The organism is Litoreibacter ponti (assembly GCF_003054285.1).
GTDB classification, from domain to species: Bacteria; Pseudomonadota; Alphaproteobacteria; order Rhodobacterales; family Rhodobacteraceae; genus Litoreibacter; species Litoreibacter ponti.
The window spans coordinates 2,377,961-2,402,921 of sequence record NZ_QBKS01000001.1; the positions used below are offsets into that span (position 1 = coordinate 2,377,961).

Here is a 24,961-nt window from a genome sequence, read left to right on the forward strand (position 1 = left end):
TGGGATCAGGCCTCGGCCTCCTCTGCGGCTTCGCCTTCTTCGCCCTCAGCCTCTTCGGAGACCAGATCCGCCGGATCGACCCAGCCAAGCTGAATGCGCGCCGTCATCACAAGGTTCTGCGCTTCTTCGAGGGACACGTCGAACGGCTCCAGCACGCCATCATCCTTGGTGCGTTCGCCATCCACCGTAGTCCAGCCGCCGGCCAGTTCCCAGTCAGCGCAGGTTGCGAAATCCTCAAGGGTTTTCACGTCATCCTTTGCCAGCGCTTCCACCATTTGGGGTGTCAGGCCTTCGAATTCAATCAGGCTGTCCTCGGCCCCCATTTCGCGGGCATTTTCAAGCGCCTTCTTGGCTTGGGCTTCCAGATAGTCGCGTGCACGCGCCTGCAGCTCGCCTGCGGTGTCGTCATCCACACCGTCGATGACCAACAGCTCGTCGACTTCGACATAGGCCACTTCTTCAAGCGAGGTGAACCCTTCGGAGACAAGCAGCTGGGCAAAGAACTCGTCGAGGTCCAGCGTGTCCATGAACAGCTTGGTGCGCTCTTCGAACTCGGCCTGACGGCGCGCGCTCTCTTCTTCCTCGGTCATGATGTCGATATCAAGACCGGTCAGCTGCGAGGCCAGACGCACGTTCTGGCCGCGGCGACCGATGGCGAGCGACAGCTGCTCTTCCGGCACCACGACTTCGATCCGCTCGGCTTCCTCATCCAGAACCACCTTGCTGACCTCCGCAGGCTGCAGCGCGTTCACAAGGAAGGTAGGCTGGTCTTCGTTCCACGGGATGATGTCGATCTTCTCGCCCTGAAGCTCGTTAACCACGGCCTGCACGCGCGAGCCGCGCATACCGACGCAGGCCCCGACCGGGTCGATCGAGTTGTCGTAGCTGATCACGGCAATCTTGGCGCGGGAGCCCGGGTCACGGGCGACAGCCTTGATCTCGATGATGCCGTCGTAGATTTCGGGCACTTCCATTTTGAAAAGCTCAGCCATGAACTGCGGGTCGGTGCGCGACAGGAAGATCTGCGGCCCGCGCGGCTCGCGGCGCACATCCTTGATGTAGACGCGGATCCGGTCGTTGGGGCGATAGGCTTCGCGGCCGATCTTCTCGTTGCGGCGCAGAATCGCTTCGCCACGGCCAATATCGACGATAACGTTGCCGTACTCTTCGCGCTTGACCAGACCGTTGATGATCGTGCCCGCCTTGTCTTTGAATTCTTCGTACTGGCGATCCCGCTCGGCTTCGCGAACCTTCTGCAAGATGACCTGTTTGGCGGATTGCGCGGCGATGCGGCCCATCTCGACCGGCGGGACCTCATCGACAATCGTGTCGCCTACTTTCGGGTCGTCCAGATAATCGGCGGCCTGCTCTACGGTCAGCTCTGCGCGGTCGTTTTCGACCATATCGTCTTCGACCACGGTGCGGACACGGGTGAAGGTCGCCTTGCCGGTCTTGCGGTCGATGGAGACGCGGATGTCGAGCTCTGCGCCGTAGCGCGACTTGGCAGCGCGGGCGAGGCTCTCTTCCATCGCTTCGACGACCAGCTCCGGGTCGATCATCTTCTCGCGGGCTACGGCCTCTGCGGTTTGCAGCAGCTCCAGCTGGTTGGCTGATGTGATTGCCATTTAAGAGTCTCCTTCACCTTCGACGATCTGTTGAACCTCGTCGAACTGGGTTTCATCTATCTCGCCCGCATCCTTGCGGGCCTTCAATACGTCGCGGATCAGCTCGTCGGTCAGCACCAATTTGGCGTCCGTGAGCCAGTCAAATTTCAGGCCAATTGTGCCTTCTTCGATGGTGATCAGAACCTCGTCGCCCTCGACCCCGGCCAGCTGGCCCTTGAAGCGGCGGCGGCCGTCGATCAGCTCTTCGGTCTCGATCTTGGCCTCGTAGCCATCCCACATCTCGAAGTCTTTAAGTCTCGTTAACGGGCGATCAATGCCCGGGCTCGAAACCTCGAGGTTGTATTCCCCCGCAATCGGATCTTCGACATCGAAGATAGCAGACAATGCGGTGGAAATCTTGGCGCAGTCATCGACCTCGATCCCGCCTTCGGGTTTGTCGGCCATCACCTGCACGACATCCGTTTTGCCGCCCATCAGCCGCATGCGCACCAGCTCATAGCCCAGCCCCTCGATGACGGGTTGGGCGATCTCGGCCAGACGGCGGTCGATGGCGGCTTTGGCGATCAGGTCAGACATGCAGTCCTCTGCGAGCACAAAAAAACGGGCACGCGGCCCGTTGGTGAATTCGGTGGGCGCCGGGGGTGGAGACCAGCGCGCCGCTGTTGAGCAGCGATATACGGAAACCCGCGTGAGTCTGCAAGGCTGCAATTTACAGCCTTGCAGGAGTTCGACCTAAGCCGCCCGTTTGCGAAGTGCCCGCAGGCCAACGAGACCTGCGATCAGAAGCGGCAAGGTGGCGGGTAGTGGCACGGGATCAGGCTCCGGCTCGTCCGAGGGACGGCCTTCGGCGTTACTCAGGAACGAGGGTGTGTTTTGCGTGAAGCTAAACCCATCGCTCGTGACATAGGACAGATACCCTGTGCTGAGAAAATCGCTGGTGCCCGACCCACCATTTGCGCTTCCCGAGCTTCCACTATTGAGGCTCAAAAGCACACCAAAGCTTTGGCCTGCATTCAGATCGAGCGTGACTTGAATCACCTGATCTATCGAAATCACGTCCGCGGGCGGAGCGACGCTTCCACCGACAATCGTGCTCAAAGACCCGTCGAGGAAGCTGACAACGTTGTTGGACCGCGCTTCTTGGCGTTGAAAGATATTTGAGCCACTGGCGAATGCCGTTGCCCTAAGGGTTGCGCTAAAGGACGTCGAACTGTTCGGGCCACTTGCGCTCAGCATGCCATCGAAGTCGAACAGAAAGGTAATTTGCCCGGCGGTCGTGGCTGAAAAACTCTCGCTTACGCTAATCAACGCACTGCTGGTTGCACGACCTCTGAAAGGTGCGCCTGGCCCGAATGTCGCGCTTGACCCGAGCTTGAAAATGCCCGTGGTCGGATCGACCTCCAGATCGGCTGCTGCGTCCGCGCGACCGAGGCTCGCGGCCTGACTGTCATCAATGGGGTTCAGAAAATTGCTGACCCCGCGATCCTGGTTGTTCACGACCCTAATATCGGTCGTATCAAGATCTTCCGCCGTGGTTCGGACACCTGAATTGAATGTCGCAGCGGATGAGACGCTGACAAAAAGTCCTATGAAAATAGATGCGAGAAAAAGTCCTCTCATAATTGATCCTCTTTAAGCTGGAATCGTGGTTAAGCCTTAAACACTAAGAAAATGTCCTTTTGAGTCAATCTTCAGCCCCAAATCAACAGCGCCCGCACCACCTAAATCACCGTAATCTGGTCGGAAAGTCGCCCCAATCGCCCCTTAACCGTGCATCCTGTCAATTCTGGAAGGAGACGAGTTATGGATGGTTACAACTTTGCAATGCTGGCCTCGGTCGGCGGCGGCGCGTTCCTGTGCGGCGTGGCAGTCATGTATGTGGTGATGAACCGCACGTGGAAAAAGCGCGACGCGGAGCGTGCAGCAGCAGGCGCCTAAGCCCAAGTCCGCACCAAAAAGAAAAACGCCCCGTCCGGTCAGACGGGGCGTTTCTTATTTCTCAGACCGGCGCGCTTACGCGAACCACCAACGCTCCATGAAGCGGGAGCTGTCCATCTGGAACACGTTGCCGATGGTACCCGAGTTGGCCAGCTTCGACGAATGCGCGTCCACATAGTTGGCGTACATCGGCACGACCGTGCCACCTTCTTTCGAGCAGAGCATCTGCATCTCGGTGTACATCTCTTTGCGCTTGGCGCTATCGAGCTCCGCGCGGGCGGTCAGTAGCAGCTCCTGAAAGCGTGCATTTTCCCAGCCCGTGTCGTTCCACGGAACACCGGTCTCGTAGGCGGTCGAGAACATCCAGTCCTCGGTCGCACGGCCGGACCAGTAGCAAGCACACCATGGCTTCTTCAGCCAGACGTTGGACCAGTAGCCGTCATCGGGTTCTTGGACCACGTTGATCTCGATGCCGGATGCCTTGGCCGAGTTCTGGTACAGCTGGGCCGCGTCTATGGCGTTCGGGAACGCCGCGTTGGCGGCTGACAGATCGACCTTCAGGCCTTCCATACCGGCTTCTTTCAGCAGGGACTTGGCGCGGTCCGGATCGTAGTCGTTCTGCTCCAGATCGGCAGCGAAATACTGGTTCGCGGGGCCGATCGGGTGGTCGTTGGCAACCTTGCCATGGCCTTGCAGGATCTTGTCGACCAGTTCCTGGCGGTTGACGGAGTGCTTGAGCGCCTGACGCACCTTCAGGTTGGTGAAGGGGTCCGCGCCGGTCAGCATCGGAAAGGTGAAGTGCTGGTTGCCTGTCACTTCCATGATCTCGACCATCGGGTTGGCCTTCAGCAGGGCCTCGGTCTTGAAGTCGACCCGGTTCACCGCATCGACCTGTCCGGTCATCAGCGCGTTCATCCGGGCGGAGCTGTCGTTGATCGCGATGACTTCGACCTCGTCAAAGTGCCCTGCGCTGTCGCCCTTGTAGTGGTTCGGGTAGCGCTTGCCGACGAAACGGACACCGGGATCGAAGGACTCGACCTGGTAAAGGCCCGTGCCGATACCCTTCGAGATCGCCTCGTCAATCTGGCCCGCAGGGAACATGATGATGTGGTAGTCAGACAGCAGGAACGGGAAGTCGGCGTTGCCGGCCTTCAGCGTCATCTGAATCTCGTGCTCGCCCAGCTTCTTCATCTCGGTGATGGCCGATACGATCGGCTGTGCAGCGGACTTGGCGCCTTCTGCCACGTGCATGTTGAGCGACTCGATCACATCGTCGGCCCCGAAGGACTTGCCGTTGTGGAAGGTCACGCCCTGGCGCAGCTTGAAGGTCCAGGTCTTGGCATCGGCAGAGGCTTCCCAGCTTTCCGCCAGCTCGCCGGTGAGCTGCCCGTCGGCGCTGACTTCGGTCAGGCAATCAAACACGGCACCGTGGGCGCACATGATCATGAAGCTGTCAGAATGCGTCCGACCGTCCCAACTGTCGGATGTGTTGGCGCCAGCAAGGCCAAGGCGCAGGCGCCCGCCCTTCTTGGCTTGCGCGCGCACCGGCAGGCCCGTCGCGGACAGAACGCCCGCGGCAACACCTGTCTTCAGCAGGCTGCGTCTTGAAATCTGTGACATACATTTTCTCCCATTGTTGTCAGATCAGGCGGCTTTCCCCGCCCGTGTTGTCAGCCCCAGAGTGGGGGGCGATTCGTGCTACATCTTATCAACTGCCGCATCGCCGATGTTATCAACTCCGCGTTCTTTGAGCAGGTTGGTCAGCCAGTCCGGGTCCATTTCCGGCACCGAGCTGAGTAGCAAATCGGTGTAGGCGTGATGCGGCGGCTTGAACATGTCGGCCTTTGGCCCCTGCTCCACCACCTCGCCATCTTTCATCACCACCACCTCGTCAGAGATCGACCGCACGGTCGCCAGATCGTGGGTGATGAACATGTAGCTGAGGCCCTTTTCGTCCTGCAGCTTAGCCAAGAGCTTCAGGATGCCTTCCGCAACCAGTTGATCCAGCGCGGATGTCACCTCGTCGCAGATGATGAACTTCGGCTCCGCGGCCAGCGCGCGGGCGATGCCGATGCGCTGCTTTTGGCCGCCCGACAGCTCGGATGGCAGCCGGTCGATATATTGCGTGGGCTCCAGCTCGATCTCGGCCAGCAGCTCTTCGACCTTCTTGCGCTTCTCGCGGCCTTTGAGGCCGAGGTAGAATTCAACCGGCCGCCCGATGGTCTCGCCAATGCTCTTGCGCGGGTTCAACGCGGTGTCGGCCATCTGGTAGATCATCTGGGCCTGCCGCAGCTGATCCTTGTTGCGGCTCTTGTAGCTCAGGGGCAGCTTCTGCCCGTCAAATTCGATATGCCCGATGCGCGGCGGCAAAAGCCCGGTGATGCAGCGCGCGGTCGTGGACTTGCCCGAACCGCTTTCGCCCACCACGGCCACCGTGCGGCCCGCATGGATGTCGAAGCTGACATCGTGCAGCACGTCGATCTTGCCATAGGCCGCCGTCACGCCGCAGACGCTCACGACAGGCGTTGCCGACGTGTTGATCGCGGGCTTTGCAGGACGCTCAAAACTGCGCACGGCCCATAGTGACTTGGTATAGTCCTCCTTTGGGTGGGACAGCATCGTGCGGGTGTCGGCTTCTTCGACCTCGTCGCCTTTCAGCAGCACTTTGATCTTGTCGGCCATCTGCGCCACGACCGCTAGGTCGTGAGTGATGTAGATCGCCGCGGTGTCGAATTGATCGACGATATCGCGGATCGAGGCCAGAACCTCGATCTGGGTGGTCACGTCGAGCGCCGTGGTCGGCTCGTCAAAGATAATCAGGTCTGGTCGGCAGGCCATCGCCATCGCCGTCATCGCCCGCTGCAGCTGGCCGCCGGAGACCTGATGGGGGTAGCGGAAACCGATCTCGTCCGGATTGGGCAAACGCAAGCGCCGATAAAGCTCGATCCCGTCCTTCGTGCTTTCGGCCTTGCCGGCAACGCCGTGCTGAACCGGACCTTCAGTGTGCTGGTCCATCAGCTTATGCGCTGGGTTGAAACTGGCCGCCGCAGACTGCGCAACATATGCAATGCGCTTGCCAAGGAGCGCGCGCTTCACCGCCGCCGATGCCTTGGTCAGCTCGACGCCGTCAAATTCGACTGTGCCTTCGGAAATGCGGACCCCATCGCGGGTGTAGCCCATGGCGGCGAGGCCAATCGTGGACTTGCCCGCGCCGGATTCGCCTATCATCCCCAGAACCTCGCCCTTGTTCAGGTCAAGATCGACACCGTTGATGATCGGGTTCCAGGTCTCGTCAGAGCGGCCTTCGATCTTGAGGCCGCGAATTTTCAGCAGCGGATCGCTCATTCTTTCAGCCCCGAGGATTTGTGCAGCATCCAGTCCACAACGAAGTTGACCCCCACGGTCAGCAGCGCAATGGCACCCGCGGCCAGCAACGGCGTTACGGCAGCGTTGGGCGCGAAAGCGGCAAAATTGATGAACTGCGACAGGTCGCGCACCATGGTGCCCCAATCCGCGAAGGGCGGCTGGATGCCGACACCCAGGAAGGACAGCGATGCGATCGTCAGGAACACGAAGCAGAACCGCAATCCGAATTCGGCCAGAAGCGGCGCGTAGGCATTGGGCAGCATCTCGCGGAAGACCAAGTACCCAAGCCCCTCGCCGCGCAGTTTGGCGGCCTCGATATAATCCATCACGACGATATTCTGACCCACGGCGCGCGACAGGCGGAAGACCCGTGTCGAGTCGATGACCGCGATGATCAGGATCATGTAGATCGTCACCTGCCACTTCTCGTTCCCCGCCCAAGCGGTCGCGATGGTCATCAAGAGCAGCGCGAAGATCAGGGCCGGGATCGCCATCAGCGCGTCGACGACGCGGCTGAGCAATTGATCAAGCCATCCGCCCAGTGTCGCCGCCAGAAAGCCCAGCGAGCCGCCCAGCAGGAACGCAAGGCACGTCGTCACGAATGCAATGCCCACCGTGTTCTGCGCCCCGAAAATCAGGCGCGACAGGATATCGCGACCGATCTGGTCGGTGCCCAGTGGGAAGTCCGGATTGCCGCCCAGCGCCGGGTTTCCGCCTGCAACGACATTGGCAGCGCCCAGAACCTCTTCCTGACCGTGGGGCGCAATGACGCCAGCAAAGATCGAAACGATGGCGTAAACAATGATCACCAGCACGCCAAAGGCGGCGGTCAGCGGCATGGAGCGGAACAGCTTCTTGCTCGCTTCAGTGCCCACATTGCGAAAGATCGTGCGAAAGACCCATGCGGCGGCGGCGAACATCAACAAGCCCTGCACGGCCCAGCGGAAGAAGATCACGCCCGCTTGCGGCACGCCGTCGACGCTTTGCGGCTGGAAGAAGTAGTACACCGTGAACAGAAGCGCCGCGGCAGCCAGCATGTAGCCGAAGGCGACGCCGAAGGTCATATCGCGGAAATAGGGCGCGTTGCCCGTCGCCTTTTGCCCGGCAAAGCGGAACAGCCACCCAAACGCTGACAGGACGGCCAAAAGGCCAATGATCCAAACAAGCGCGTTCATTTCGGATGCCTCAGACGTGGGTTGGAAATGATCGACAGGATGTCAGCCGTCAGGTTGAGCAGAATATAGACAGCCGCGAAGATCAGGCAGCAGGCCTGTACCACCGGGATGTCGCGGATCTTGACCGAGTCGACGAAAAGCTGGCCGATACCGGGATAGACGAAGACCACCTCCACCACGACAACGCCGGTCACGAGAAACGCAAGGTTCAGCGCGACCACCGTGATGATCGGCGCGAGGGCGTTGGGCAACGCATGGGTCACGATCACCCGCATCGGGCTTAGACCCTTGAGGCGGGCCATCTCGATATAGGGGGACGCCAGCAGGTTGATGATCGCAGCGCGCGTCATGCGCATCATCTGCGCGGTAACGGCAAGGGTCAGGGTCAAGGCAGGCAGCATCGTCTTGTTCAACCGGTCGCTGAATTCCATGCCGGGGAAGATGTTGCTGAGCGACGGGAAGATCGGGTTCAGCACGGCCAGAAACAGGATCAGGATGTAGGCCAGGAAGAATTCCGGGCTGGAGATCGCCGATAGGGTCGAGACGTTCATCGCCTTATCGAAGGCTGAATTACGATAGAGCGCCGTCAGGATACCCAGGCCAACCGCCAGCGGCACCGAAATGGCCGCGCTGACGCCTGCAAGGAACAGAGTATTCTTCAACCGGGGCGCGATTTGCTCGACAACGGTGATCACATCCGTCCCCGTCGCGGTCGTGCCGAAATTGCCGGCAAACAGCGCTTGGCTAAGGGGAACACCCAGGTCGCCGCGCAGCACGCCGCCAAGCCAGGTGACATATCGGGTAAACGCGTTTTGATCGAGGCCAAGCTGCTCACGGATCGCCGCGACCGCCTCAGGTGTAGCCCCTTGGCCCAGAATGGCCTGCGCGAAATCGCCCGGAAGGGCGTTAACCGCCACAAAAATGATAATGGAAACTGCAAAAAGGGTGACGACCCCAAGCGCCAGGCGCTGCAAAATGATGCGAAGTAGACCAGCCACGTGTTCTCAGAGCATCCCGAAATTATCCCCATTGGTAGCAAAGCGTAACGGCTGAAGACCTGCTGTAAACCCGGTTTACGGGAAAAATTCACGGTTTCAGAGATTTACGGTCTCATTATCGCGAAGTTCGTCGGTAATCTTAACCAGCTCTGCCGTAATTGCGGGCTCCGACAGGGCATGACCGGAGGCCCGGATCATGCGCAAATCCGCCTTTGCCCAGCCATAGGCCAACTTGTAGGCCGAAATGGGCGGGCAGATCATGTCGTAGCGCCCCTGCACGATGGTCGCCGGGATATGCTCGATTTCCGAGCGACGGGCGAGGATCTGGCCGTCGCTTTCCAGAAAGCCCTTGTTGGTGAAGTAGTGGTTCTCCAGCCGCGCGAAGGCGCGGGCGTAGTCGGCGGGGCTCTCTCCGTGCCCGCCTGCGACGTTGAGCGCGGCCAACGCGTTCTCCCATCCCGCCCAGGCGCGGGCGTAGCGGGTCTCTAACGGCAAGTCGCCGGAAAACAGCCGTCGGCTGTAGGCCGCGATCAGGTCATCCTGTTCGTCGGCCGGGATCAGGTCGGCAAACTGTTTCCAGCGCTCGGGGAAAAACTGTCCGGCCCCGCCGCCGTAGAACCAGTCAAGCTCTGCCTGCGTCATCAGGAACACGCCACGCAGCACCAGATGCACGACCCGGTCAGGATGCGCCTGCGCATAGATCAGCGCGAGCGTCGCACCCCAGCTGCCGCCAAATACGATCCACTGGTCGACATCGAAGCGCTCGCGGATCAACTCGATGTCGCGCACGAGATGCCAGGTGGTGTTGTCGCGCACGCTGGCATGTGGCCGGGACCGCCCGCATCCGCGCTGATCGAACAGGAATATTCGATAAACCGCCGGATCGAAGTAGCGACGCATCGCTGGGCTACACCCGCCGCCGGGGCCGCCATGGAAGACGACGACCGGGATGCCATCGGGATTTCCGCATTGCTCGACATAGATCCGGTGGCCCTCGCCCACGTCCAGCATCCGCTGGTCATAGGGATCAAGCGGGGGATACAGGTGCGACACAGCGCGGTTTTGTCCTGACGATCGGTCCATGAGACCCTATATAAACCACGACCCACCGGGCACCATGCCTGATGAAAAAGAATCCAAGGACGTACCATGAGCACAAATACCGTCGACCCGTCGGAAGTGGCCAAGTTCGAAGCGATGGCCGCCGAGTGGTGGGATCTGAACGGCAAATTCAAGCCGCTGCATATGCTCAATCCCTGCAGGCTGGACTATATCACAAGCCAGATCGCCGCGGAATATGATCGCGATCTCAACGGTGACGCGCCCTTTGCCGGTCTGCGCATACTTGATATCGGATGTGGGGGCGGCCTGCTGTCAGAGCCGATGGCACGTCTTGGCGCCGATGTCGTCGGAGCGGATGCGGCGGGCGGTAACATTCCGGTCGCGCAGGTTCATGCGGCGCAATCGGGCCTTGAGATCGACTATCGCCATACGACGGCAGAGAGCCTTGCCGCGTCGGGCGAGCAATTCGACGTCGTGCTGAACATGGAGGTGGTAGAGCACGTCGCCGACCCCTTGGCCTTTCTGACCGCATGCCAGACGCTTCTGAAGCCGGGCGGGCTGATGATCTGCTCGACGCTCAACCGAAATCCCAAAAGCTTCCTAGCCGCGATCATCGGGGCCGAGCACATCATGAAATGGCTACCGAAAGGCACCCATGACTGGTCCAAGTTCATCACGCCCGATGAGCTGTTTCATCTGATCAATAAGGCGGGGCTGGACCCTGTCGACCGAAAGGGCTTCGTTTTCAACCCGATCACGTGGGACTGGTCCCTGTCGGATCGCGACCTGTCGGTGAATTACGTCACCGCAAGCCTCAAGTCTCCATCAGCGAGCGCCTGATCGCGCGCAGCACGGGGACGGCGCCGCGCACCTTTTCCTCGCCAATCCTCTCGACAAGATCGCCCATCACCGGGCCGATTGCAGCCAGTGCCGCCTGACGCGCCGCGCGCCCTGCCGGGCTGATGACAACCTGCTTACGCCGCGCATCGTCCCAATCGGGCGAGACGTGAATATGCCCCGCCCATTCCAGCTTGTTGAGCGTGTTGGTCATAGCGCCCCGTGTAAGCGCGAAGCTTTTGGCCAGTTGTGCCGGCGTGCGCGGCTCCGAGAGTTGGGCGAGATGATTGAGAACCGAGAAATGCGACAGCTCCATACCCTTGGGCAGCACCTTGCTGAGCGTGTTGCGCGCAAGCTGGTCCGCCATGAACAACTCGCTGAACAGCGAGGCGGCGATCGTGTCTTTGGTCTCGGTCATCTAGTCTAGCGTATACGGTCGGTCGTGCTCCAAGGAAGGGACACGCTGTCGCGCTTTGTTAACCTCTTCCAAATCCATGTCCAGAACGCTGATACCCGGCTTGGTGCCAGCATCCAGCAAAACCTGTCCCCAAGGCGAAACGACCATGGAATGCCCATAAGTTGTGCGTGACTTGCCCGACTTCGCGGCATGGGTCCCGGTTTGCGCAGGCGCGATGACGAAACATCCGGTCTCAATCGCGCGTGCGCGCAGCAGGCTTTCCCAATGGGCGTCACCTGTGACGGGCGAAAAGGCCGACGGGGCCGAAATGATCCGCGCGCCCGCTTGCGCAAGCGTCCGGTAGAGCGCCGGGAAGCGCATGTCGTAGCAGATCGTCAAACCGATCTTGCCAAAGGGTGTGTCTGTCACGACGGCTCGGTCGCCGGGACGGTAACCTTTGCTTTCGTGATACGCCTCGCTGTCCGAGATCGTAACGTCGAACATATGGATCTTGTCGTACCACGCGGCGATCTGGCCCTTGGAGTCGATCAGGAAGCTGCGATTGGCGAAGCGGCCGTCCGGGTCGCCCGTCTTGAGCGCCAGTGAGCCGATCAGCAGCCAGACCCCATGCGTGTTCGCAGCCTGCCGCAATGCCGCCAGCGTCGGGTCATCGTCTTGCTGGCGCAGCATCTCGATCTGACGTTTGCGGCTGGTCGAAACGCAATTCGTGACCTCCGGCGTCGCGATCAGCACCGCGCCAGCGCGGGCGGCCTGTTCCACCATGTCGAGCGTTCCGGACAGGTTGGCGGCAGGATCGTCGGAGACGTTGAGCTGCAGGATGCCGAGCCGCATCACGCGGCCAGCATCGGGTCCAGCTTGCCGGCTTGCTCCAACGCATAAAGATCATCGCAGCCGCCGACATGGGTGCCGTCGATGAAGATCTGCGGCACCGTGCGCCCGCCATTGGCACGCGAGATCATCTCGCCCTTCTTGTCAGGATTGCGGGAGACATCGGTCTCTTCAAATTCGACGCCCTTGGAGCTCAGTAGGCGCTTGGCCGCATGGCAAAAACCACAAAGCGGCGAGGTGTAGATTTCAACTTGGGCCATGGCGCGGCTCCTTTGTCTCTTGCTTTGGCGCCTTACCTAGTCATCTTTCGCCACGCGCGCCAGCACCACCATATCAACGCTGCGTGCGCCCTCTGAAACACAAGCCTCAGCACAAGCGGCGAGCGTGGCGCCCGACGTCATAACGTCATCGACCAGCAAGACAGCTTTCCCAGCCAGAGCTCCCCCGCGTTTCGGATGCGGCACAATCGCTTGGTCCATCGCCGCAAAGCGCAAATCGCGCGTCTTGCCGTCGAGCACGTCCGTGGCGCGAAACCGGTGCAGAGAGTCGGGAAGATAGGTCAGATCAAGCCGCGTCGCGATCCGCTTGGCGAGCAGGGCCGATTGGTTGTAGCGCCGTCTCAGCAGGCGCAACCAGTGAAGCGGAACCGGCACCACAACGCCGTCCGCTGGCATCCGCGGCGCGGCCTTCGCCATCCACGCGCTGGCGGGAACCGCGAAGTCCGTTCGATCGCCATGCTTCAGGCGAAGCGCAATCGACCGGCCATTGCCCTTGTACAGCATCGCCGCAGCGCCCCGATGCCAAGGCCGCGCGATGGTCAGGCAGTCGTCGCATTGCACATCTTGGCCGTCATCATCGCCCGGCAGCGGCACACCGCAGCTTCGGCAGGTCAGACCATAAATGAACGGCGTCTCGCGCCAGCAGCCGCCGCACAGGGACGCGTCGCCTTCCACGGGGTTTGCGCAGGTCAGGCATTGGCTTGGATACAGAAGCCTCAGCGCGGTTTGCATTTTCATCTCTAGCCTCTAAGTAGCCATGTCTCGCCTCTGGAAGCCTCCGCATGTCGCAAGCCCCCGCCCTGTTCGATCTTGACGCGCTCGCCCGCCACCGCGCGCGCGCCGCGAAGGGTGAGTTCGCGGGATTTCTGCATGACGAGGCGATCTTCGAGGTCCAAGAAAGGCTCATCGACGTTAACAGAACGTTTACGACACCTGCGATTGTCACGGGGTTCGGGGATATCTGGCGCGCCGCCTTTCCCGATGCGACGGTGGTGCCGGATACCGAGACGATTGATCTTCAGCCTCAGTCGCATGATCTGGTCGTGCATGCGATGGGCCTGCACTGGGCAAACGATCCGGTGGGCCAGCTGGTTCAATGCCGCCGCGCGTTGAAACCGGACGGATTGCTGATCGTCGCCATGCTTGGTGGGCAAACCCTGGTCGAGCTGCGCGCAGCCTTGGCCGAGGCCGAGACCCGCATCACCGGCGGGCTGTCCCCGCGCATCGCGCCCATGGGCGAAATCCGAGATCTGGGCGGGCTGCTTCAACGCGCTGGCCTTGCTTTGCCCGTTGCCGATAGCTCCAAACGCACGGTTTCGTACAGCTCCCCGCTTGCGCTTTTGTACGATCTGCGCGCGATGGGCGAGACCAACGCGCTTGCCGCGCGGGAAAAAAAGGTGCCGCCGCGCAATCTGTTTGCGGAGATGGCGCGTATATACACCGATACATATCCATCTGGGCCCGACCGGGTTGCGGCGACGTTTGAAATGATCTTCCTGACCGGGTGGGCGCCCTCGGAAACGCAGCAAAAGCCGCTGCGCCCCGGATCGGCCAAATCGCGGCTTGCAGATTTTTTGGGCACGACCGAGTTGGGGCCGGACGCAAAACCCGTTAATGGGGATGAGGACTGACAGAAATGAACATGATGAACATGACCGCCCTTGAGACCGAATTGCCCCACGCAGGGCCCGACCATCCGAAGGTAAAGTTCGGCAAGGTTGGAGTTCTTCTGGCCAATCTCGGCACGCCCGACGACTACACCTACTGGCCGATGCGGCGCTACCTGGGCGAGTTCCTGTCCGACAAGCGCGTCATCGACTACAGCCCGTTTATCTGGCAGCCTCTGCTGCAGCTGATCATCCTGACGAAGCGCCCGTTCTCCTCCGGCGCGGCCTACAAAAGCATCTGGAATCACGAAGCGGGCGAGAGCCCGTTGATGACGATCACCAAGGACCAGACCGCCAAGATCACAGACGCGATGAAGGCCAAATATGGTGACCGGATCGAGGTCGATTTCTGCATGCGCTACGGCAATCCGTCGACCAAATCGAAGGTGCGCCAGATGATTGAGCGCGGCTGCGACAAGATCGTGTTCTTCCCGCTTTACCCACATTACGCCGGCGCGACCTCGGCCACGGCCAATGACCAGTTCTTCCGCGCGTTGATGGAAGAAAAGTGGCAGCCGTCCGCCCGCACCATCCCTGCGTATTTCGAAAATCCTGCCTATATCGACGCGCTCGCGCAATCGGTGGAGCGGTCTTACGCGCAACTGGAGAAGAAGCCGGACATTCTGGTCTGCTCCTACCACGGTGTGCCCAAGCGCTACCTGATGGAGGGCGATCCGTATCACTGCCAGTGTCAGAAAACGACGCGGCTTCTCAAGGAGCGTCTGGGCTGGGCCGATACCGAGATCTGTACCACGTTCCAGTCAAAATTCGGGCCGGAAGAGTGGCTGAAGCCCTACACGGTCGAGGAGGTCGCACGACTGGCCGAAGAAGACGGCAAGAAGAACATCGCCGTCATTGCCCCTGCGTTTTCCGCCGATTGCATCGAGACGCTCGAAGAGATCAACGAAGAGATCAAGGAAAGCTTCGAGGAAGCGGGCGGCGAACACTTCACCTATATTCCGTGCCTCAATGACGATGACGCGCATATCAATGCGCTTTGCGGCGTCATCGATGACAATCTGAAGGGCTGGATCTAGGTCCGGCGGGGCGTAACCGGGCGGCCATCAAAGGTTTGGCCGTCTACTGCGACGCGCATCAAACCGTTGGCCAGCTTTTTGACGAACATTCCCTGAATTAGAATGCTGCTGCCGATGGATATTGTGCGTAGCATAAGTTCCTCCCCCAAGGTCTTGTGAGAGAGGATAATACAAATCGAACCTAAATCCAGTAATTATTAACCATATTTATCGGGCATATGCTCGAATTTCGGGCGAAATCTAAAGCCAATCCCGCAAAATCGGGATCAGCGGCACATCTGCAGCGGGCATAGGGTAGTCACGCAGCTTGTTCGGGCGGACCCATTCCAACGTCTGACCTTCCTGCGCCTTCGGGATACCCTGCCATTTGCGGCACGCAAATAGCGGCATCAGAAGATGGAAATCCTCATAGCTGTGAGACGCAAAGGTGAGCGGCGCGAGGCAGCTTTCCCATGTGTCGATCCCAAGCTCTTCGTGCAACTCCCGGACCAAGGCATGTTCCGGCGTCTCGCCTTGCTCGACCTTGCCGCCCGGAAACTCCCACAGGCCCGCCATCGACTTGCCTTCGGGGCGTTGTGCAAGCAGCACGCGACCATCGGCATCAATGAGCGCGACGGCAGACACCAGGACCATCTTCACGACCGATAATCCGCGTTGATCTCGATATAGCCATGGGTCAGGTCACAGGTCCAAACGGTTGCGGCACCTGTGTCGAGGCCCAGATCGACCCGGATCAAGAGCACCTCGCCTTTCATGTGCGCAGCGGCGTCCGCCTCGACATAATCGGGTGAGACCCAGCCATTTTCCGCGACCAGCACGTCCCCGAACCATATAGAAATGCGATCCCGGTCCGCCTGTGCGCCGGATTTACCGATGGCCATCACAACGCGGCCCCAATTCGGGTCCTCGCCCGCAATGGCGGTCTTGACCAGGGGCGAGTTCGCGATGGCCATGGCAACGCGTTTGGCATCCGTGTCGTTCACCGCGGCCGTGACCTGCACTTCGACGAATTTCGTGGCCCCCTCGCCGTCCCGTACGACGAGGTGCGCAAGATCGAGCATCACGTCATGCAGGGCCTCCGCGAAACCAGCATGGCCTTCCACATCCACACCAGACGCGCCAGTCGCGGCCACCAGCAGCGTGTCGGACGTGGACGTGTCGCTGTCGACGGTAATGCAGTTGAAGCTGCGGGCGTTCTCCGATGAGACCAGCGCCTGCAACGCGGGCTGGCTGATCTTGGCATCCGTGAAGATGTAGACCAGCATCGTCGCCATGTCTGGCGCGATCATGCCCGATCCTTTCGCGATGCCCGCGATTTTCACAGGTTTTCCATCGACCTCGATGACACGCTCGGCACCCTTGGCAAAGGTATCGGTGGTCATGATCGCTTGGGCGGCGTCTTCGATCTTTTCAGGGTCTAAGTCGGCCGAAAGCTTGTCTAAGGCAGAGGTGATTTTCTCATGGGGCAGCGGCTCACCGATCACACCTGTGGACGCTGTGTAGACATGGCTTTCAGGGATACTCAATGTCTTGGCGACTGCACCGGCCGTATGGCCCACCGCCGCGACACCCGCACCGCCGGTAAAGGCGTTTGCGTTGCCGGAGTTCACGAGAAACGCAAAACCGGCGTTCGGGTCATCGACTGTGCCGAGCTTCGCCTGACAGTCCAGAACCGGCGCCGCCCGCGTGGCAGAGCGGGTGAAGACGCCAGCAACAGAGGACCCCGGTGCAATTTCCGCCAGCATCACATCCGTGCGGCCCTGATATTTCACCCCTGCGGCCACGGACGCGAAACGAACGCCAGAAATGACGGGCAGAGAGGGAAAGCCCCCCTTGGGTGCCAAGGGGGAGGTCTTTGTGATTGTGGCCATGCCGGGCGCTCCGAAGCTGCTAGTCTTTCAGAAGCTCTAGATTGCGAATGATGGAGGGATCAACCTCAACCTCGGCACGGGTGATGTCGGCGGCTTCGGTCAAGGTGGTGATCCGGTTGTCGATTGCCGCTGCCCGCAGCTCGCGCTCCAGCTCGTCGCGCACGCTGTCGAGCTCCGGCGCGGATTTGGCGCGGCTTTCATTGAGCTTCACGACATGCCAGCCGAACTGGGTCTGCACAGGCGCTTCGGTCACAGCGCCCTCTTCAAGGCTCAGAACAGCCTCTTCAAAGGCAGGCACCATCTGACCCTTGCCGAACCATCCCAGAAGGCCGCCGCCGGGACCGGACGGGCCGGTGGATTTCTCCTTGGCGAGCTCGGCAAAATCCGCGCCGCCGCTCAGCTCTTCGATGACGGTGTTGGCCTCTTCTTCCGTCTCGACGAGGATGTGCGATGCGTTGAATTCCATCTCTGGCTCGCCTGTCTCGTAGCGCTCTTCGTAAAGCGCTTCGACCGAGCCGTCGTCCAGATCGGCCGTGCCGACCTTGGCCAGCAGCTCGCCTGCCAGGAACGCGCGGATCTCGTTCTCTCGGGTCAGGGCGAGCGACTTGGTGTCATCCTTTTCCATCTCTTGCGCGAGGGCAGTTTGCTGGATCAGCTGCTCGAGCATGCCTTCGTAGAGCACATCGTCGGCCAGTTGCTTGTACTGATCAGGCAGGCGTTCTTGCAGCGCGATCATGTGGCCGATGGTGATGTCGGTCCCGTTGACGGTCGCCAGCACCGTATCGGCATCTTGCGCGGCAGCTGGCATCGCCACCGTGACGGCCAGGCCAGTCGCACGCAGAAGTGTTGAAAATTTGCCCATTTCGCTTGTCTCCAAAGGGTCCGCGACGGCGCGCGGCGTTGACACTATCAGAGCCGCCCCTTACATCGCCAAAGGTCGGGGAGGCCTCCGTCTTGGCAGTCGAGATATGGTGCGACAGGCCAAGGAGCAAGGCATCTTCGCACACATACATGTCAGCGATCATAAAAGGCGCGGAAATATGCTGGGTTTGGGAACCATTACAAAGAAGGTGTTCGGGACGCCGAACGACCGCAAAGTAAAGGCCGTCCGCCCGCTGGTCGCCAAGATCAACGACCTGGAGCCTGAATTCGAGGCCCTGTCCGACGACGAGATCAAGACCCGCACCGAACAGATGGCGATGCGCGCCCAGAAAGGCGAAAGCCTCGACGCGCTGCTGCCCGAAGCCTTCGCCAATGTGCGCGAAGCCGCCAAACGCGCGCTTGGCCTGCGCGCCTTCGACACCCAGGTGATGGGCGGGATTTTCTTGCACCAAGGCAACATCGCTGAGATGAAGACCGGTGAGGGCAAAACGCTCGTGGCGACTTTCCCGGCCTACCTGAACGCGCTGAGCGGCAAGGGCGTGCATATTGTCACCGTGAACGACTACCTCGCCAAGCGTGACGCGGAATGGATGGGCAAGGTCTACAGCGCGTTGGGCCTGACCACCGGGGTGATCTACCCGCAGCAGCCCGACGACGAGAAGAAGGCGGCCTACGCCGCCGATGTGACTTACGCTACGAACAACGAACTGGGCTTCGACTACCTGCGCGACAACATGCGCGCGTCGCTGGCCGAGATGGCCCAGCGCGGGCACAACTACGCGATTGTCGACGAGGTGGATTCGATCCTGATCGACGAGGCCCGGACGCCGCTGATCATCTCTGGACCGTCCGAGGACCGCTCGGAACTGTATGTCACCATCGACAAACTGATCCCTGAAATCACCGACGAGCACTTCAAGCTCGACGAAAAAACCCGGGTGGTCACGATCACCGACGAGGGCAACGACTTCATCGAGAAGCGCCTGCGCGAGATGGAGCTGCTGCCCGAAGAGCAGTCGCTCTATGACCCCGAAAGCACCACGCTTGTCCACCATGTCACCGAAGCCCTGAAGGCCCACAAAGCTTTCACCAAGGACAAGGACTACATGGTGCGCGACAATCAGGTCGTGCTTGTGGACGAGTTCACCGGCCGCATGATGGCCGGGCGTCGCCTGTCCGGCGGGCTGCACCAGGCAATCGAGGCCAAGGAAGGCTGCGCGATCCAGCCGGAAAATGTCACACTCGCCTCGGTGACGTTCCAGAACTACTTCCGGCTTTACAACAAACTGGCCGGTATGACGGGTACCGCCGCGACAGAGGCCGAGGAATTTCAGGAAATCTATGGCCTTGGTGTGGTCGAAATGCCGACCAACAAACCCATCGCCCGGATCGACGAGCACGACGCGATCTACCGCACGGCCAAGGAAAAATACGACGCGATCACCGAAGAGATCAAAAAGGCCAACGCGACAGGCCAGCCGGTTCTCGTCGGCACGACCTCTATTGAGAAATCCGAGTTTCTGTCTTCGCTGCTCGAAAAGGCCGGTGTGCCGCATAACGTCCTGAACGCGCGCCAGCACGAGCGCGAGGCAGAGATCGTCGCGAATGCGGGCACCCTCGGCGCCGTGACCATCGCCACCAACATGGCGGGCCGCGGCACCGACATTAAACTTGGCGGCAATATCGAGATGCAGATCATGGCGGCAGTAGATGCCGATCCAGACGGCGATCCCGAGGAAATCCGCGCCCGCATCGAGGCCGAGCACGCCAAGGCGGAAGCCGAGGTCAAGGACGCGGGCGGTCTGTTCGTGCTCGCCACAGAACGCCACGAAAGCCGCCGCATCGACAACCAGCTGCGCGGCCGATCTGGCCGTCAGGGGGACCCGGGCCGGTCGAGCTTCTTCCTGTCGCTCGAGGACGATTTGATGCGTATCTTCGGGTCCGAGCGTCTGGACAAGATGCTGTCCACCTTGGGCATGAAAGAGGGCGAGGCCATCGCCCACCCTTGGGTGAACAAATCGCTGGAGAAAGCGCAAGCGAAGGTCGAAGGCCGCAACTTCGATATCCGCAAGCAGCTGCTGAAGTTCGATGACGTGATGAACGACCAGCGCAAGGCGATCTTCAGCCAGCGCATGGAAATCATGGAGGCCGAAGAGGTTGGCGAGATCGCGCAGGATATGCGCCATCAGGTGATCGACGATCTGGTTGATCAGTACATCCCGCCGAAATCCTACGCGGACCAGTGGGACACGCAGGGGCTCTATGTAGCCGTGATGGAAAAGATCGGCATCGACGTGCCAGTGATCGACTGGGCCGAGGAAGAAGGCGTCGATGACGGCGACCTCCGCGAGCGACTTTACGATGCCTCGGACGAGTTCATGGCCAAGAAGGCCGTCGATTTCGGACCCGAGCAGATGCGCAACATCGAAAAGCAGGTTCTTCTGCAAACCATCGACGGCAAGTGGCGCGATCACCTTCTGAAGCTGGAACATCTGCGTTCGGTCGTGGGATTCCGTGGCTACGCCCAGCGAGATCCGCTGAACGAATACAAGACCGAAAGCTTCCAGTTGTTCGAGGGTATGCTCGACAGTCTGCGTCTAGATGTGACCGAAAAGCTCTCGAAGGTGCGTCCGCTCAGCGAAGAAGAGCAAAAACAACTGCTTGCTCAATTCATGGCGCAGCAACAAGCCGCACAGCAGACCGAAGCGCCTGCGCCCGCGCCTGCCGAAGAGCCCGCGGCCCTCGAAGGGTTTGACGAGAATGACCGCTCGACCTGGGGCAATCCGGGCCGCAACGCGCCATGCCCGTGTGGATCTGGCAAGAAATTCAAACATTGTCACGGCGAGCTTGTCTAAAGCTTGCCTCACCGGCTTATTTAGGGTCTGATTCCTGCCAAGAACGAGAAAACTCGGCAGGACGGGCAGATGAACAGACAATTGAGAGCCGCGGCTTTGGCCGCAGGGCTTTTGGCATCCTCGCAGGCATCGGCAGAAGGCATCGTGGCCGCCATCGTGCCAGCCGGCCCATCTGAGCACCTTGCAAGTCCGGTCCTTCCCGACACCGTGCGTCTGCCGACATTGCCATCCGTCGCAAAGGTCGCGCCGGAGGCAAGCGCGGTAGTGCCGGTGGCAGAGATTGTCGGACGTCAGGCCAACATTTCCAATTTCGGGACAACGTGCGGACCATCCCTGACGGTTCTTCCATCCGAAAACGCGATGCTTCGGGTTGAAATACAAGCCCCCTGCGAGCCGTCGCAATACGTCGACGTCACACATCACGGGCTCTCCTTCACAACTGCCCTCAGCATGACGGGCAAGGCCGAATTCATGCTTCCGGCGCTCACCCCGCAAGCCCAAGTATCGGTCCGCTTGCCGGACGGCGGGTCGCTGTCGGCGATGACCGAAGTACCAGAGGTCGCGGCCTTCGCCCGCGTTGCGTTGCAGTGGGAAGGGGCCGATCCGGGTGAATTAGTGTCTAATGCGCCAAAGGTCCTCGACGGACAGATGTATCGCCTGGGCGAAGAGCCGCAGGTCTTGCACATCTTCTCGCGTCGCTTGGGCGAGCTGACGCGGGGCGGGATCGTGCGGCTGTCCATGCGCTCTGACATAACTGCGGATAATTGCGGCGCGGACCAGTCGGCGCGCGTCTTTCGGGCCGTTCCGGGGGAGCCGGAGACCGCTTATGACATTACGCTGCGTGCGCGGGATTGCGCCGATGTCGGACAGAGTCTTGAGTTGAAAAATATCCTGCAAGACCTGAAACTCGGCCCAATCTGATACGGGCGGCTCCTTGCACTTTTTCCGACGCAGTCTTCTCGCAGCGATCCTGTCCTGCGTGGCCTTTGCCACTTGGGCCGACGATGTACGCCTGACGTCCCGCGACGGGACCATCGTGATCGAGGGCACCTTGCTCACCTATGATGGCGAGTTCTACCGGGTTGAGACGATCTACGGCCCGTTGACCCTGGACGGGCAAGGCGTGATTTGCGATGGCCCCGGTTGCCCCGACATCGACGCCTTCGTGGCCGATGTGCGCTTGTCAGGCACCCGCCGGATGGCCGACGTCCTGATCCCCGCGATGATCCGCGCTTTTGCTATGCGACAAGACTACGAGGTGACCAGAGAGGTGACCGACGACACTTTGTCTACGTTCGTGCTGCGCGATGCGGAGCGTGTGCGCGCACGATTTACATTGCGCGCCGGGACGACCGCGGAAGGCTATGCCGACCTTATTGCCGAGGAAGCCGATATCGCGCTGGTCGTGCGGGAACCCCGGCCCGGCGAGGTGCAGATGGCGAAGGATGCCGCCTCTGGTGATTTGCTGAAAGGCCGGCGCGCACGGGTTGTGGCGCTCGATGGGATCGTCGCGATCACCGCACCGGGCCAATCGACCCGCAACATATCGCTCGAACAGATGGCCGCCGCCGCGTCCGGAACGGCCGCTCGCTGGTCGGATATCGGCGGGCCGGATATTCCGATCCTGCGCCACCTCCCTGCTCCGCAGACGGGACTGGCCGAGGCGTTTGAGGATCGGGTCCTGCGCCCGAACAGGCTCGAGATAGTTGGGGAGCCCGCCACCTATGCCTCGCTCGAAGATTTGTCCGATCGTGTCGCGGGGGACAGCTTTGCGTTCGGGATCACGACGCTCAGCGAGGTTGGGAATGCGGTTCCGATGCGGGTCTCCGGAACATGCGGCTTCGAGACGAACGCGACGCTTGCCGCGCTTCGGGCCGAGGACTATCCGCTGACGCTACCCTTGATGCTCTATACGCCCGCACGCCGCTTGCCGCTGATTGCGCGGGAGTTTCTTGATTTCACCCAAGACCCCGCCGCCGACATCGTCATCCGTCGGGCGGGCTTCGTCGATCAGGCAATCACAACAACCCGGTTTGACGATCAGGGCGACCGCTTGGCCCATGCTATCTCAGAGGCCGGGGAAGAGGTCCCTCTGCCAGAGCTCCAGCGCATGGTCGCCGCCCTGCGTGACCGTGACAGGCTGTCGACGACCTTTCGGTTTGTCGGCGGCACTCGGCTTGATGTTCAGTCAGAAGAAAATGTCCTGCGGCTGGCCCGGGCACTCGAAACGGGGGCCTTCAACGAGCGCGAACTACTTCTGGTTGGGTTCAGCGACAGCGAGGGTCCCGCCGGGCCAAACCTGGCCCTGTCGCGCAAGAGGGCGCAACTGGTCCTGGGCCTGATCCGCGAACAGGCGGAGGCTGCAGATTTCTCGCGCATTGTATTGCAAACCGACGCGTTTGGAGAGGCTTTGCCCATGGCCTGTGATGACACGGCATGGGGTCGTGCGATTAATCGACGGGTCGAAGTTTGGGTAAAATAGGGTCTATATTTGCCCATTCGCCCGCAGCGAATACGATCCGTCGTGCCCGATAATCAAGTGATCATGCAATACGAGACCAAGCGCCTCGGCCCCGCGCTGCACCGTTTCCGTCATGGTTAAGTCGTCCTCGGACGGGCTTGCGTACCCGGATGGGTGATTGTGCACGAGGATCAGGGCGCAGGCGTTCAGCTCCAGCGCGCGTTTCACGACTTCCCGCGGATAGACCGGGACATGATCCACCGTTCCGGTCTGCAAGGCTTCATCGGCCATCAGCCTGTTGCGCCGGTCAAGGAACAGGACGCGGAACTGCTCGCGTTCCATATGGGCCATCTTGGTGCGGCAATAGTCCAGCAACGCGTCCCAGGACGACAACACATCGCGGTGCATGACCTTGGCGCGGGACATGGCATGAGCCGATGCCTCTACGATTTTCAGTTCCTGAATGACGGCGCTTCCGACACCCTGGATCGCGGCAAGCTGGCTGCGCGGTGCAGAGATCACCGCGTTGAAGTCGCCAAACGCTGTCAACAGACGGCGCGCAAGGCTGCTGGTCTCGCGCCTGCGAATGGCACGGTAGAGGATCATCTCAAGCAGCTCGGCATCGCTCGTCGCGTCGGCACCGGTTTGCAGAAACCGTTCCCGAACGCGCTGTCGATGGCCGTGCTGCTCTGCCTCTGCAGAGCGTTGGATATCAAGGCGATGGGGATGAAAGCCCGGAAGGGGGGCCTCGGACAGATTGGCAGATCTATGTTCCATTCGACATAAATCGAGCGATTCTGATTAAGGAGCCGTTAAGCCCTACTTCGTCGGGTGAAACCGGCCCGCGGGCGATAGGGTAAAGATCCGGCAGCCCTCCGCTGTCACCCCGATGGAATGCTCGAACTGAGCGGACAGGGACTTGTCGCGGGTGACTGCGGTCCAGTCATCTGCCAGAACCTTCGTCTCTGGACGGCCGAGATTAACCATCGGCTCGATCGTGAAGAACATGCCCTCTTCAAGCACGGCGCCAGTCCCCGGACGCCCGTAGTGCAAAACGTTGGGCGGCGCGTGGAAGACGCGGCCAAGCCCATGCCCACAAAAATCACGCACCACAGACATGCGATGTGCCTCGACGAATTTCTGAATTGCGTAGCCAATGTCACCGAATGTGTTGCCCGGCTTCACCGCCTCGATCCCTTTGAACAGCGCGTCATGGGTCACTTGGATCAGCCGCTCTGCCTTGCGCGAGGGCTTTCCCGCCACATACATGCGGCTCGTATCCCCAAACCACCCATCGACGATCACGGTCACGTCGATGTTCAGGATGTCCCCGTCCTTGAGCGTCTTGGACCCCGGGATCCCGTGACACACGACATGGTTGACTGAGATACAGGACGCATGCTGATAGCCCTTGTAGCCGATCGTGGCCGACTTGGCGCCGGCGTCGTCGACCATCTTCGTGATCGCATCGTCGAGGGTTTCGGTCGTGACACCCGGCTCGATCAGGTCGGCGATCTCATCAAGGATTTGCGCCGCCAGAGCCCCGGCTTTAGCCATGCCTTCGAAGTCCGCTTCCTCATAGATGCGGATCCCTTGCTTGGTGATGCGGCCCTTATGGGTGGTCTCGTCCACGGACTGTCCTTTGTGTCTTTGCCCGCAATAT

The 24,961-nt window shown here is 60.7% G+C and carries 24 protein-coding genes; 7 read left to right on the top strand and 17 right to left on the bottom strand.

All coding sequences use genetic code 11. The annotated features are described in order from the left end of the window. Positions 1-5: 5 nt before the first annotated feature. The 3 genes from nusA to C8N43_RS12085 form a co-directional block, all read right to left on the bottom strand. A complete protein-coding gene (nusA, locus tag C8N43_RS12075; RefSeq protein WP_107845837.1) occupies positions 6-1,625 on the bottom strand; it encodes a transcription termination factor NusA in 1,620 nt (539 codons plus the stop codon). After that, positions 1,626-2,201 (bottom strand): ribosome maturation factor RimP, encoded by a 576-nt coding sequence (rimP, locus tag C8N43_RS12080; RefSeq protein ID WP_107845838.1) that lies wholly within the window; start codon positions 2,199-2,201, stop codon positions 1,626-1,628. It abuts the gene before it with no gap. 156 nt (positions 2,202-2,357) lie between these two features. Further along, on the bottom strand, positions 2,358-3,245 hold the full coding sequence (locus tag C8N43_RS12085; protein ID WP_107845839.1) for a VPLPA-CTERM sorting domain-containing protein: 888 nt from the start codon (positions 3,243-3,245) through the stop codon (positions 2,358-2,360). Between the two features lie 183 nt (positions 3,246-3,428). Between C8N43_RS12085 and C8N43_RS19900 the strand changes: the two genes are divergently transcribed. Beyond that, positions 3,429-3,563 (top strand): hypothetical protein, encoded by a 135-nt coding sequence (locus C8N43_RS19900; protein WP_281257880.1) that lies wholly within the window; start codon positions 3,429-3,431, stop codon positions 3,561-3,563. 75 nt (positions 3,564-3,638) lie between these two features. Here C8N43_RS19900 and C8N43_RS12090 read toward each other — a convergent pair whose 3' ends face one another. From C8N43_RS12090 to pip, 5 genes are all read right to left on the bottom strand, one after another. Then, entirely contained in the window at positions 3,639-5,183 is a 1,545-nt protein-coding gene (locus C8N43_RS12090; RefSeq protein ID WP_107845840.1) for an ABC transporter substrate-binding protein, read from the bottom strand. Between the two features lie 78 nt (positions 5,184-5,261). Further along, complete coding sequence (locus tag C8N43_RS12095) at positions 5,262-6,908, bottom strand: ABC transporter ATP-binding protein (protein WP_107845841.1); 1,647 nt, start codon at positions 6,906-6,908, stop codon at positions 5,262-5,264. Next, positions 6,905-8,104 carry an ABC transporter permease gene (locus C8N43_RS12100; RefSeq protein ID WP_107845842.1) on the bottom strand — a complete coding sequence of 400 codons (1,200 nt, stop codon included), beginning with the start codon at positions 8,102-8,104 and terminating at the stop codon, positions 6,905-6,907. The genes C8N43_RS12095 and C8N43_RS12100 overlap by 4 nt, the downstream gene beginning before the upstream one ends. Continuing rightward, complete coding sequence (locus C8N43_RS12105) at positions 8,101-9,102, bottom strand: ABC transporter permease (RefSeq protein WP_107845843.1); 1,002 nt, start codon at positions 9,100-9,102, stop codon at positions 8,101-8,103. The genes C8N43_RS12100 and C8N43_RS12105 overlap by 4 nt, the downstream gene beginning before the upstream one ends. A gap of 96 nt (positions 9,103-9,198) precedes the next feature. Continuing rightward, positions 9,199-10,185 (bottom strand): prolyl aminopeptidase, encoded by a 987-nt coding sequence (gene pip, locus C8N43_RS12110; RefSeq protein ID WP_107845844.1) that lies wholly within the window; start codon positions 10,183-10,185, stop codon positions 9,199-9,201. Between the two features lie 66 nt (positions 10,186-10,251). On the opposite strand from pip, the gene ubiG reads away from it, so the two are divergent. Then, positions 10,252-11,004 carry a bifunctional 2-polyprenyl-6-hydroxyphenol methylase/3-demethylubiquinol 3-O-methyltransferase UbiG gene (gene ubiG, locus C8N43_RS12115; protein ID WP_107845845.1) on the top strand — a complete coding sequence of 251 codons (753 nt, stop codon included), beginning with the start codon at positions 10,252-10,254 and terminating at the stop codon, positions 11,002-11,004. Here ubiG and C8N43_RS12120 read toward each other — a convergent pair. Genes C8N43_RS12120 through C8N43_RS12135 form a run of 4 tightly spaced genes read right to left on the bottom strand, consistent with a single transcriptional unit; the run spans position 10,979 to position 13,263 of the window. Further along, positions 10,979-11,419, bottom strand: coding sequence for a MarR family winged helix-turn-helix transcriptional regulator (locus C8N43_RS12120; RefSeq protein WP_107845846.1), 441 nt, complete (start codon positions 11,417-11,419; stop codon positions 10,979-10,981). The two genes, ubiG and C8N43_RS12120, sit on opposite strands and share 26 nt — an antisense overlap. Then, entirely contained in the window at positions 11,420-12,250 is an 831-nt protein-coding gene (locus C8N43_RS12125) for a carbon-nitrogen hydrolase family protein (protein ID WP_107845847.1), read from the bottom strand. Then, positions 12,250-12,507 carry a glutaredoxin 3 gene (grxC, locus tag C8N43_RS12130; protein ID WP_107845848.1) on the bottom strand — a complete coding sequence of 86 codons (258 nt, stop codon included), beginning with the start codon at positions 12,505-12,507 and terminating at the stop codon, positions 12,250-12,252. Before grxC ends, C8N43_RS12125 begins: the two co-directional genes overlap by 1 nt. 36 nt (positions 12,508-12,543) lie before the next feature. Further along, a complete protein-coding gene (locus tag C8N43_RS12135) occupies positions 12,544-13,263 on the bottom strand; it encodes a double zinc ribbon domain-containing protein (RefSeq protein WP_107845849.1) in 720 nt (239 codons plus the stop codon). Positions 13,264-13,307: 44 nt separating this feature from the next. On the opposite strand from C8N43_RS12135, the gene C8N43_RS12140 reads away from it, so the two are divergent. Beyond that, complete coding sequence (locus C8N43_RS12140) at positions 13,308-14,156, top strand: methyltransferase domain-containing protein (RefSeq protein WP_107845850.1); 849 nt, start codon at positions 13,308-13,310, stop codon at positions 14,154-14,156. Between the two features lie 11 nt (positions 14,157-14,167). After that, the gene (hemH, locus tag C8N43_RS12145) at positions 14,168-15,229 is read left to right on the top strand and encodes a ferrochelatase (protein ID WP_107846348.1); all 1,062 of its coding nucleotides are present in this window, start codon (positions 14,168-14,170) and stop codon (positions 15,227-15,229) included. A 240-nt stretch (positions 15,230-15,469) separates the two neighbouring features. Here hemH and mutT read toward each other — a convergent pair whose 3' ends face one another. From mutT to C8N43_RS12160, 3 genes are read right to left on the bottom strand one after another with little or no spacing between them, the layout of a single operon-like run. Further along, positions 15,470-15,868, bottom strand: a complete 399-nt coding sequence (gene mutT / locus C8N43_RS12150) for an 8-oxo-dGTP diphosphatase MutT (RefSeq protein ID WP_107845851.1) — start codon at positions 15,866-15,868, stop codon at positions 15,470-15,472. Then, positions 15,865-17,100, bottom strand: coding sequence for a bifunctional glutamate N-acetyltransferase/amino-acid acetyltransferase ArgJ (gene argJ, locus C8N43_RS12155; RefSeq protein ID WP_107845852.1), 1,236 nt, complete (start codon positions 17,098-17,100; stop codon positions 15,865-15,867). The genes mutT and argJ overlap by 4 nt, the downstream gene beginning before the upstream one ends. 19 nt (positions 17,101-17,119) lie before the next feature. After that, the gene (locus C8N43_RS12160) at positions 17,120-17,962 is read right to left on the bottom strand and encodes a peptidylprolyl isomerase (RefSeq protein ID WP_107845853.1); all 843 of its coding nucleotides are present in this window, start codon (positions 17,960-17,962) and stop codon (positions 17,120-17,122) included. Between the two features lie 178 nt (positions 17,963-18,140). Between C8N43_RS12160 and secA the strand changes: the two genes are divergently transcribed. The 3 genes from secA to C8N43_RS12175 all read left to right on the top strand — a co-directional run bounded on the left by secA (position 18,141) and on the right by C8N43_RS12175 (position 23,319). Continuing rightward, positions 18,141-20,837: a preprotein translocase subunit SecA gene (gene secA, locus C8N43_RS12165; RefSeq protein WP_107845854.1), complete on the top strand. Its 2,697-nt coding sequence runs from the start codon at positions 18,141-18,143 to the stop codon at positions 20,835-20,837. A 69-nt stretch (positions 20,838-20,906) separates the two neighbouring features. After that, positions 20,907-21,758, top strand: a complete 852-nt coding sequence (locus tag C8N43_RS12170) for a hypothetical protein (protein WP_107845855.1) — start codon at positions 20,907-20,909, stop codon at positions 21,756-21,758. 13 nt (positions 21,759-21,771) lie between these two features. Beyond that, positions 21,772-23,319: a substrate-binding domain-containing protein gene (locus C8N43_RS12175; protein ID WP_107845856.1), complete on the top strand. Its 1,548-nt coding sequence runs from the start codon at positions 21,772-21,774 to the stop codon at positions 23,317-23,319. A 3-nt stretch (positions 23,320-23,322) separates the two neighbouring features. Here C8N43_RS12175 and radC read toward each other — a convergent pair whose 3' ends face one another. Continuing rightward, a complete protein-coding gene (gene radC / locus C8N43_RS12180; protein ID WP_107845857.1) occupies positions 23,323-24,075 on the bottom strand; it encodes a RadC family protein in 753 nt (250 codons plus the stop codon). Positions 24,076-24,117: 42 nt separating this feature from the next. Continuing rightward, positions 24,118-24,930, bottom strand: a complete 813-nt coding sequence (map, locus tag C8N43_RS12185; protein ID WP_107845858.1) for a type I methionyl aminopeptidase — start codon at positions 24,928-24,930, stop codon at positions 24,118-24,120. Between the last annotated feature and the right edge of the window lie 31 nt (positions 24,931-24,961).

Bases quoted from the DNA above. Each gene is read 5' to 3' on its own strand.
- nusA (WP_107845837.1), bottom strand. From the start codon at position 1,625: ATGGCAATCACATCAGCCAACCAGCTGGAGCTGCTGCAAACCGCAGAG.
- rimP (WP_107845838.1), bottom strand. From the start codon at position 2,201: ATGTCTGACCTGATCGCCAAAGCCGCCATCGACCGCCGTCTGGCCGAG.
- C8N43_RS12085 (WP_107845839.1), bottom strand. From the start codon at position 3,245: ATGAGAGGACTTTTTCTCGCATCTATTTTCATAGGACTTTTTGTCAGC.
- C8N43_RS19900 (WP_281257880.1), top strand. From the start codon at position 3,429: ATGGATGGTTACAACTTTGCAATGCTGGCCTCGGTCGGCGGCGGCGCG.
- C8N43_RS12090 (WP_107845840.1), bottom strand. From the start codon at position 5,183: ATGTCACAGATTTCAAGACGCAGCCTGCTGAAGACAGGTGTTGCCGCG.
- C8N43_RS12095 (WP_107845841.1), bottom strand. From the start codon at position 6,908: ATGAGCGATCCGCTGCTGAAAATTCGCGGCCTCAAGATCGAAGGCCGC.
- C8N43_RS12100 (WP_107845842.1), bottom strand. From the start codon at position 8,104: ATGAACGCGCTTGTTTGGATCATTGGCCTTTTGGCCGTCCTGTCAGCG.
- pip (WP_107845844.1), bottom strand. From the start codon at position 10,185: ATGGACCGATCGTCAGGACAAAACCGCGCTGTGTCGCACCTGTATCCC.
- ubiG (WP_107845845.1), top strand. From the start codon at position 10,252: ATGAGCACAAATACCGTCGACCCGTCGGAAGTGGCCAAGTTCGAAGCG.
- C8N43_RS12120 (WP_107845846.1), bottom strand. From the start codon at position 11,419: ATGACCGAGACCAAAGACACGATCGCCGCCTCGCTGTTCAGCGAGTTG.
- C8N43_RS12125 (WP_107845847.1), bottom strand. From the start codon at position 12,250: ATGCGGCTCGGCATCCTGCAGCTCAACGTCTCCGACGATCCTGCCGCC.
- grxC (WP_107845848.1), bottom strand. From the start codon at position 12,507: ATGGCCCAAGTTGAAATCTACACCTCGCCGCTTTGTGGTTTTTGCCAT.
- C8N43_RS12135 (WP_107845849.1), bottom strand. From the start codon at position 13,263: ATGAAAATGCAAACCGCGCTGAGGCTTCTGTATCCAAGCCAATGCCTG.
- C8N43_RS12140 (WP_107845850.1), top strand. From the start codon at position 13,308: ATGTCGCAAGCCCCCGCCCTGTTCGATCTTGACGCGCTCGCCCGCCAC.
- hemH (WP_107846348.1), top strand. From the start codon at position 14,168: ATGATGAACATGACCGCCCTTGAGACCGAATTGCCCCACGCAGGGCCC.
- argJ (WP_107845852.1), bottom strand. From the start codon at position 17,100: ATGGCCACAATCACAAAGACCTCCCCCTTGGCACCCAAGGGGGGCTTT.
- C8N43_RS12160 (WP_107845853.1), bottom strand. From the start codon at position 17,962: ATGGGCAAATTTTCAACACTTCTGCGTGCGACTGGCCTGGCCGTCACG.
- secA (WP_107845854.1), top strand. From the start codon at position 18,141: ATGCTGGGTTTGGGAACCATTACAAAGAAGGTGTTCGGGACGCCGAAC.
- C8N43_RS12170 (WP_107845855.1), top strand. From the start codon at position 20,907: ATGAACAGACAATTGAGAGCCGCGGCTTTGGCCGCAGGGCTTTTGGCA.
- radC (WP_107845857.1), bottom strand. From the start codon at position 24,075: ATGGAACATAGATCTGCCAATCTGTCCGAGGCCCCCCTTCCGGGCTTT.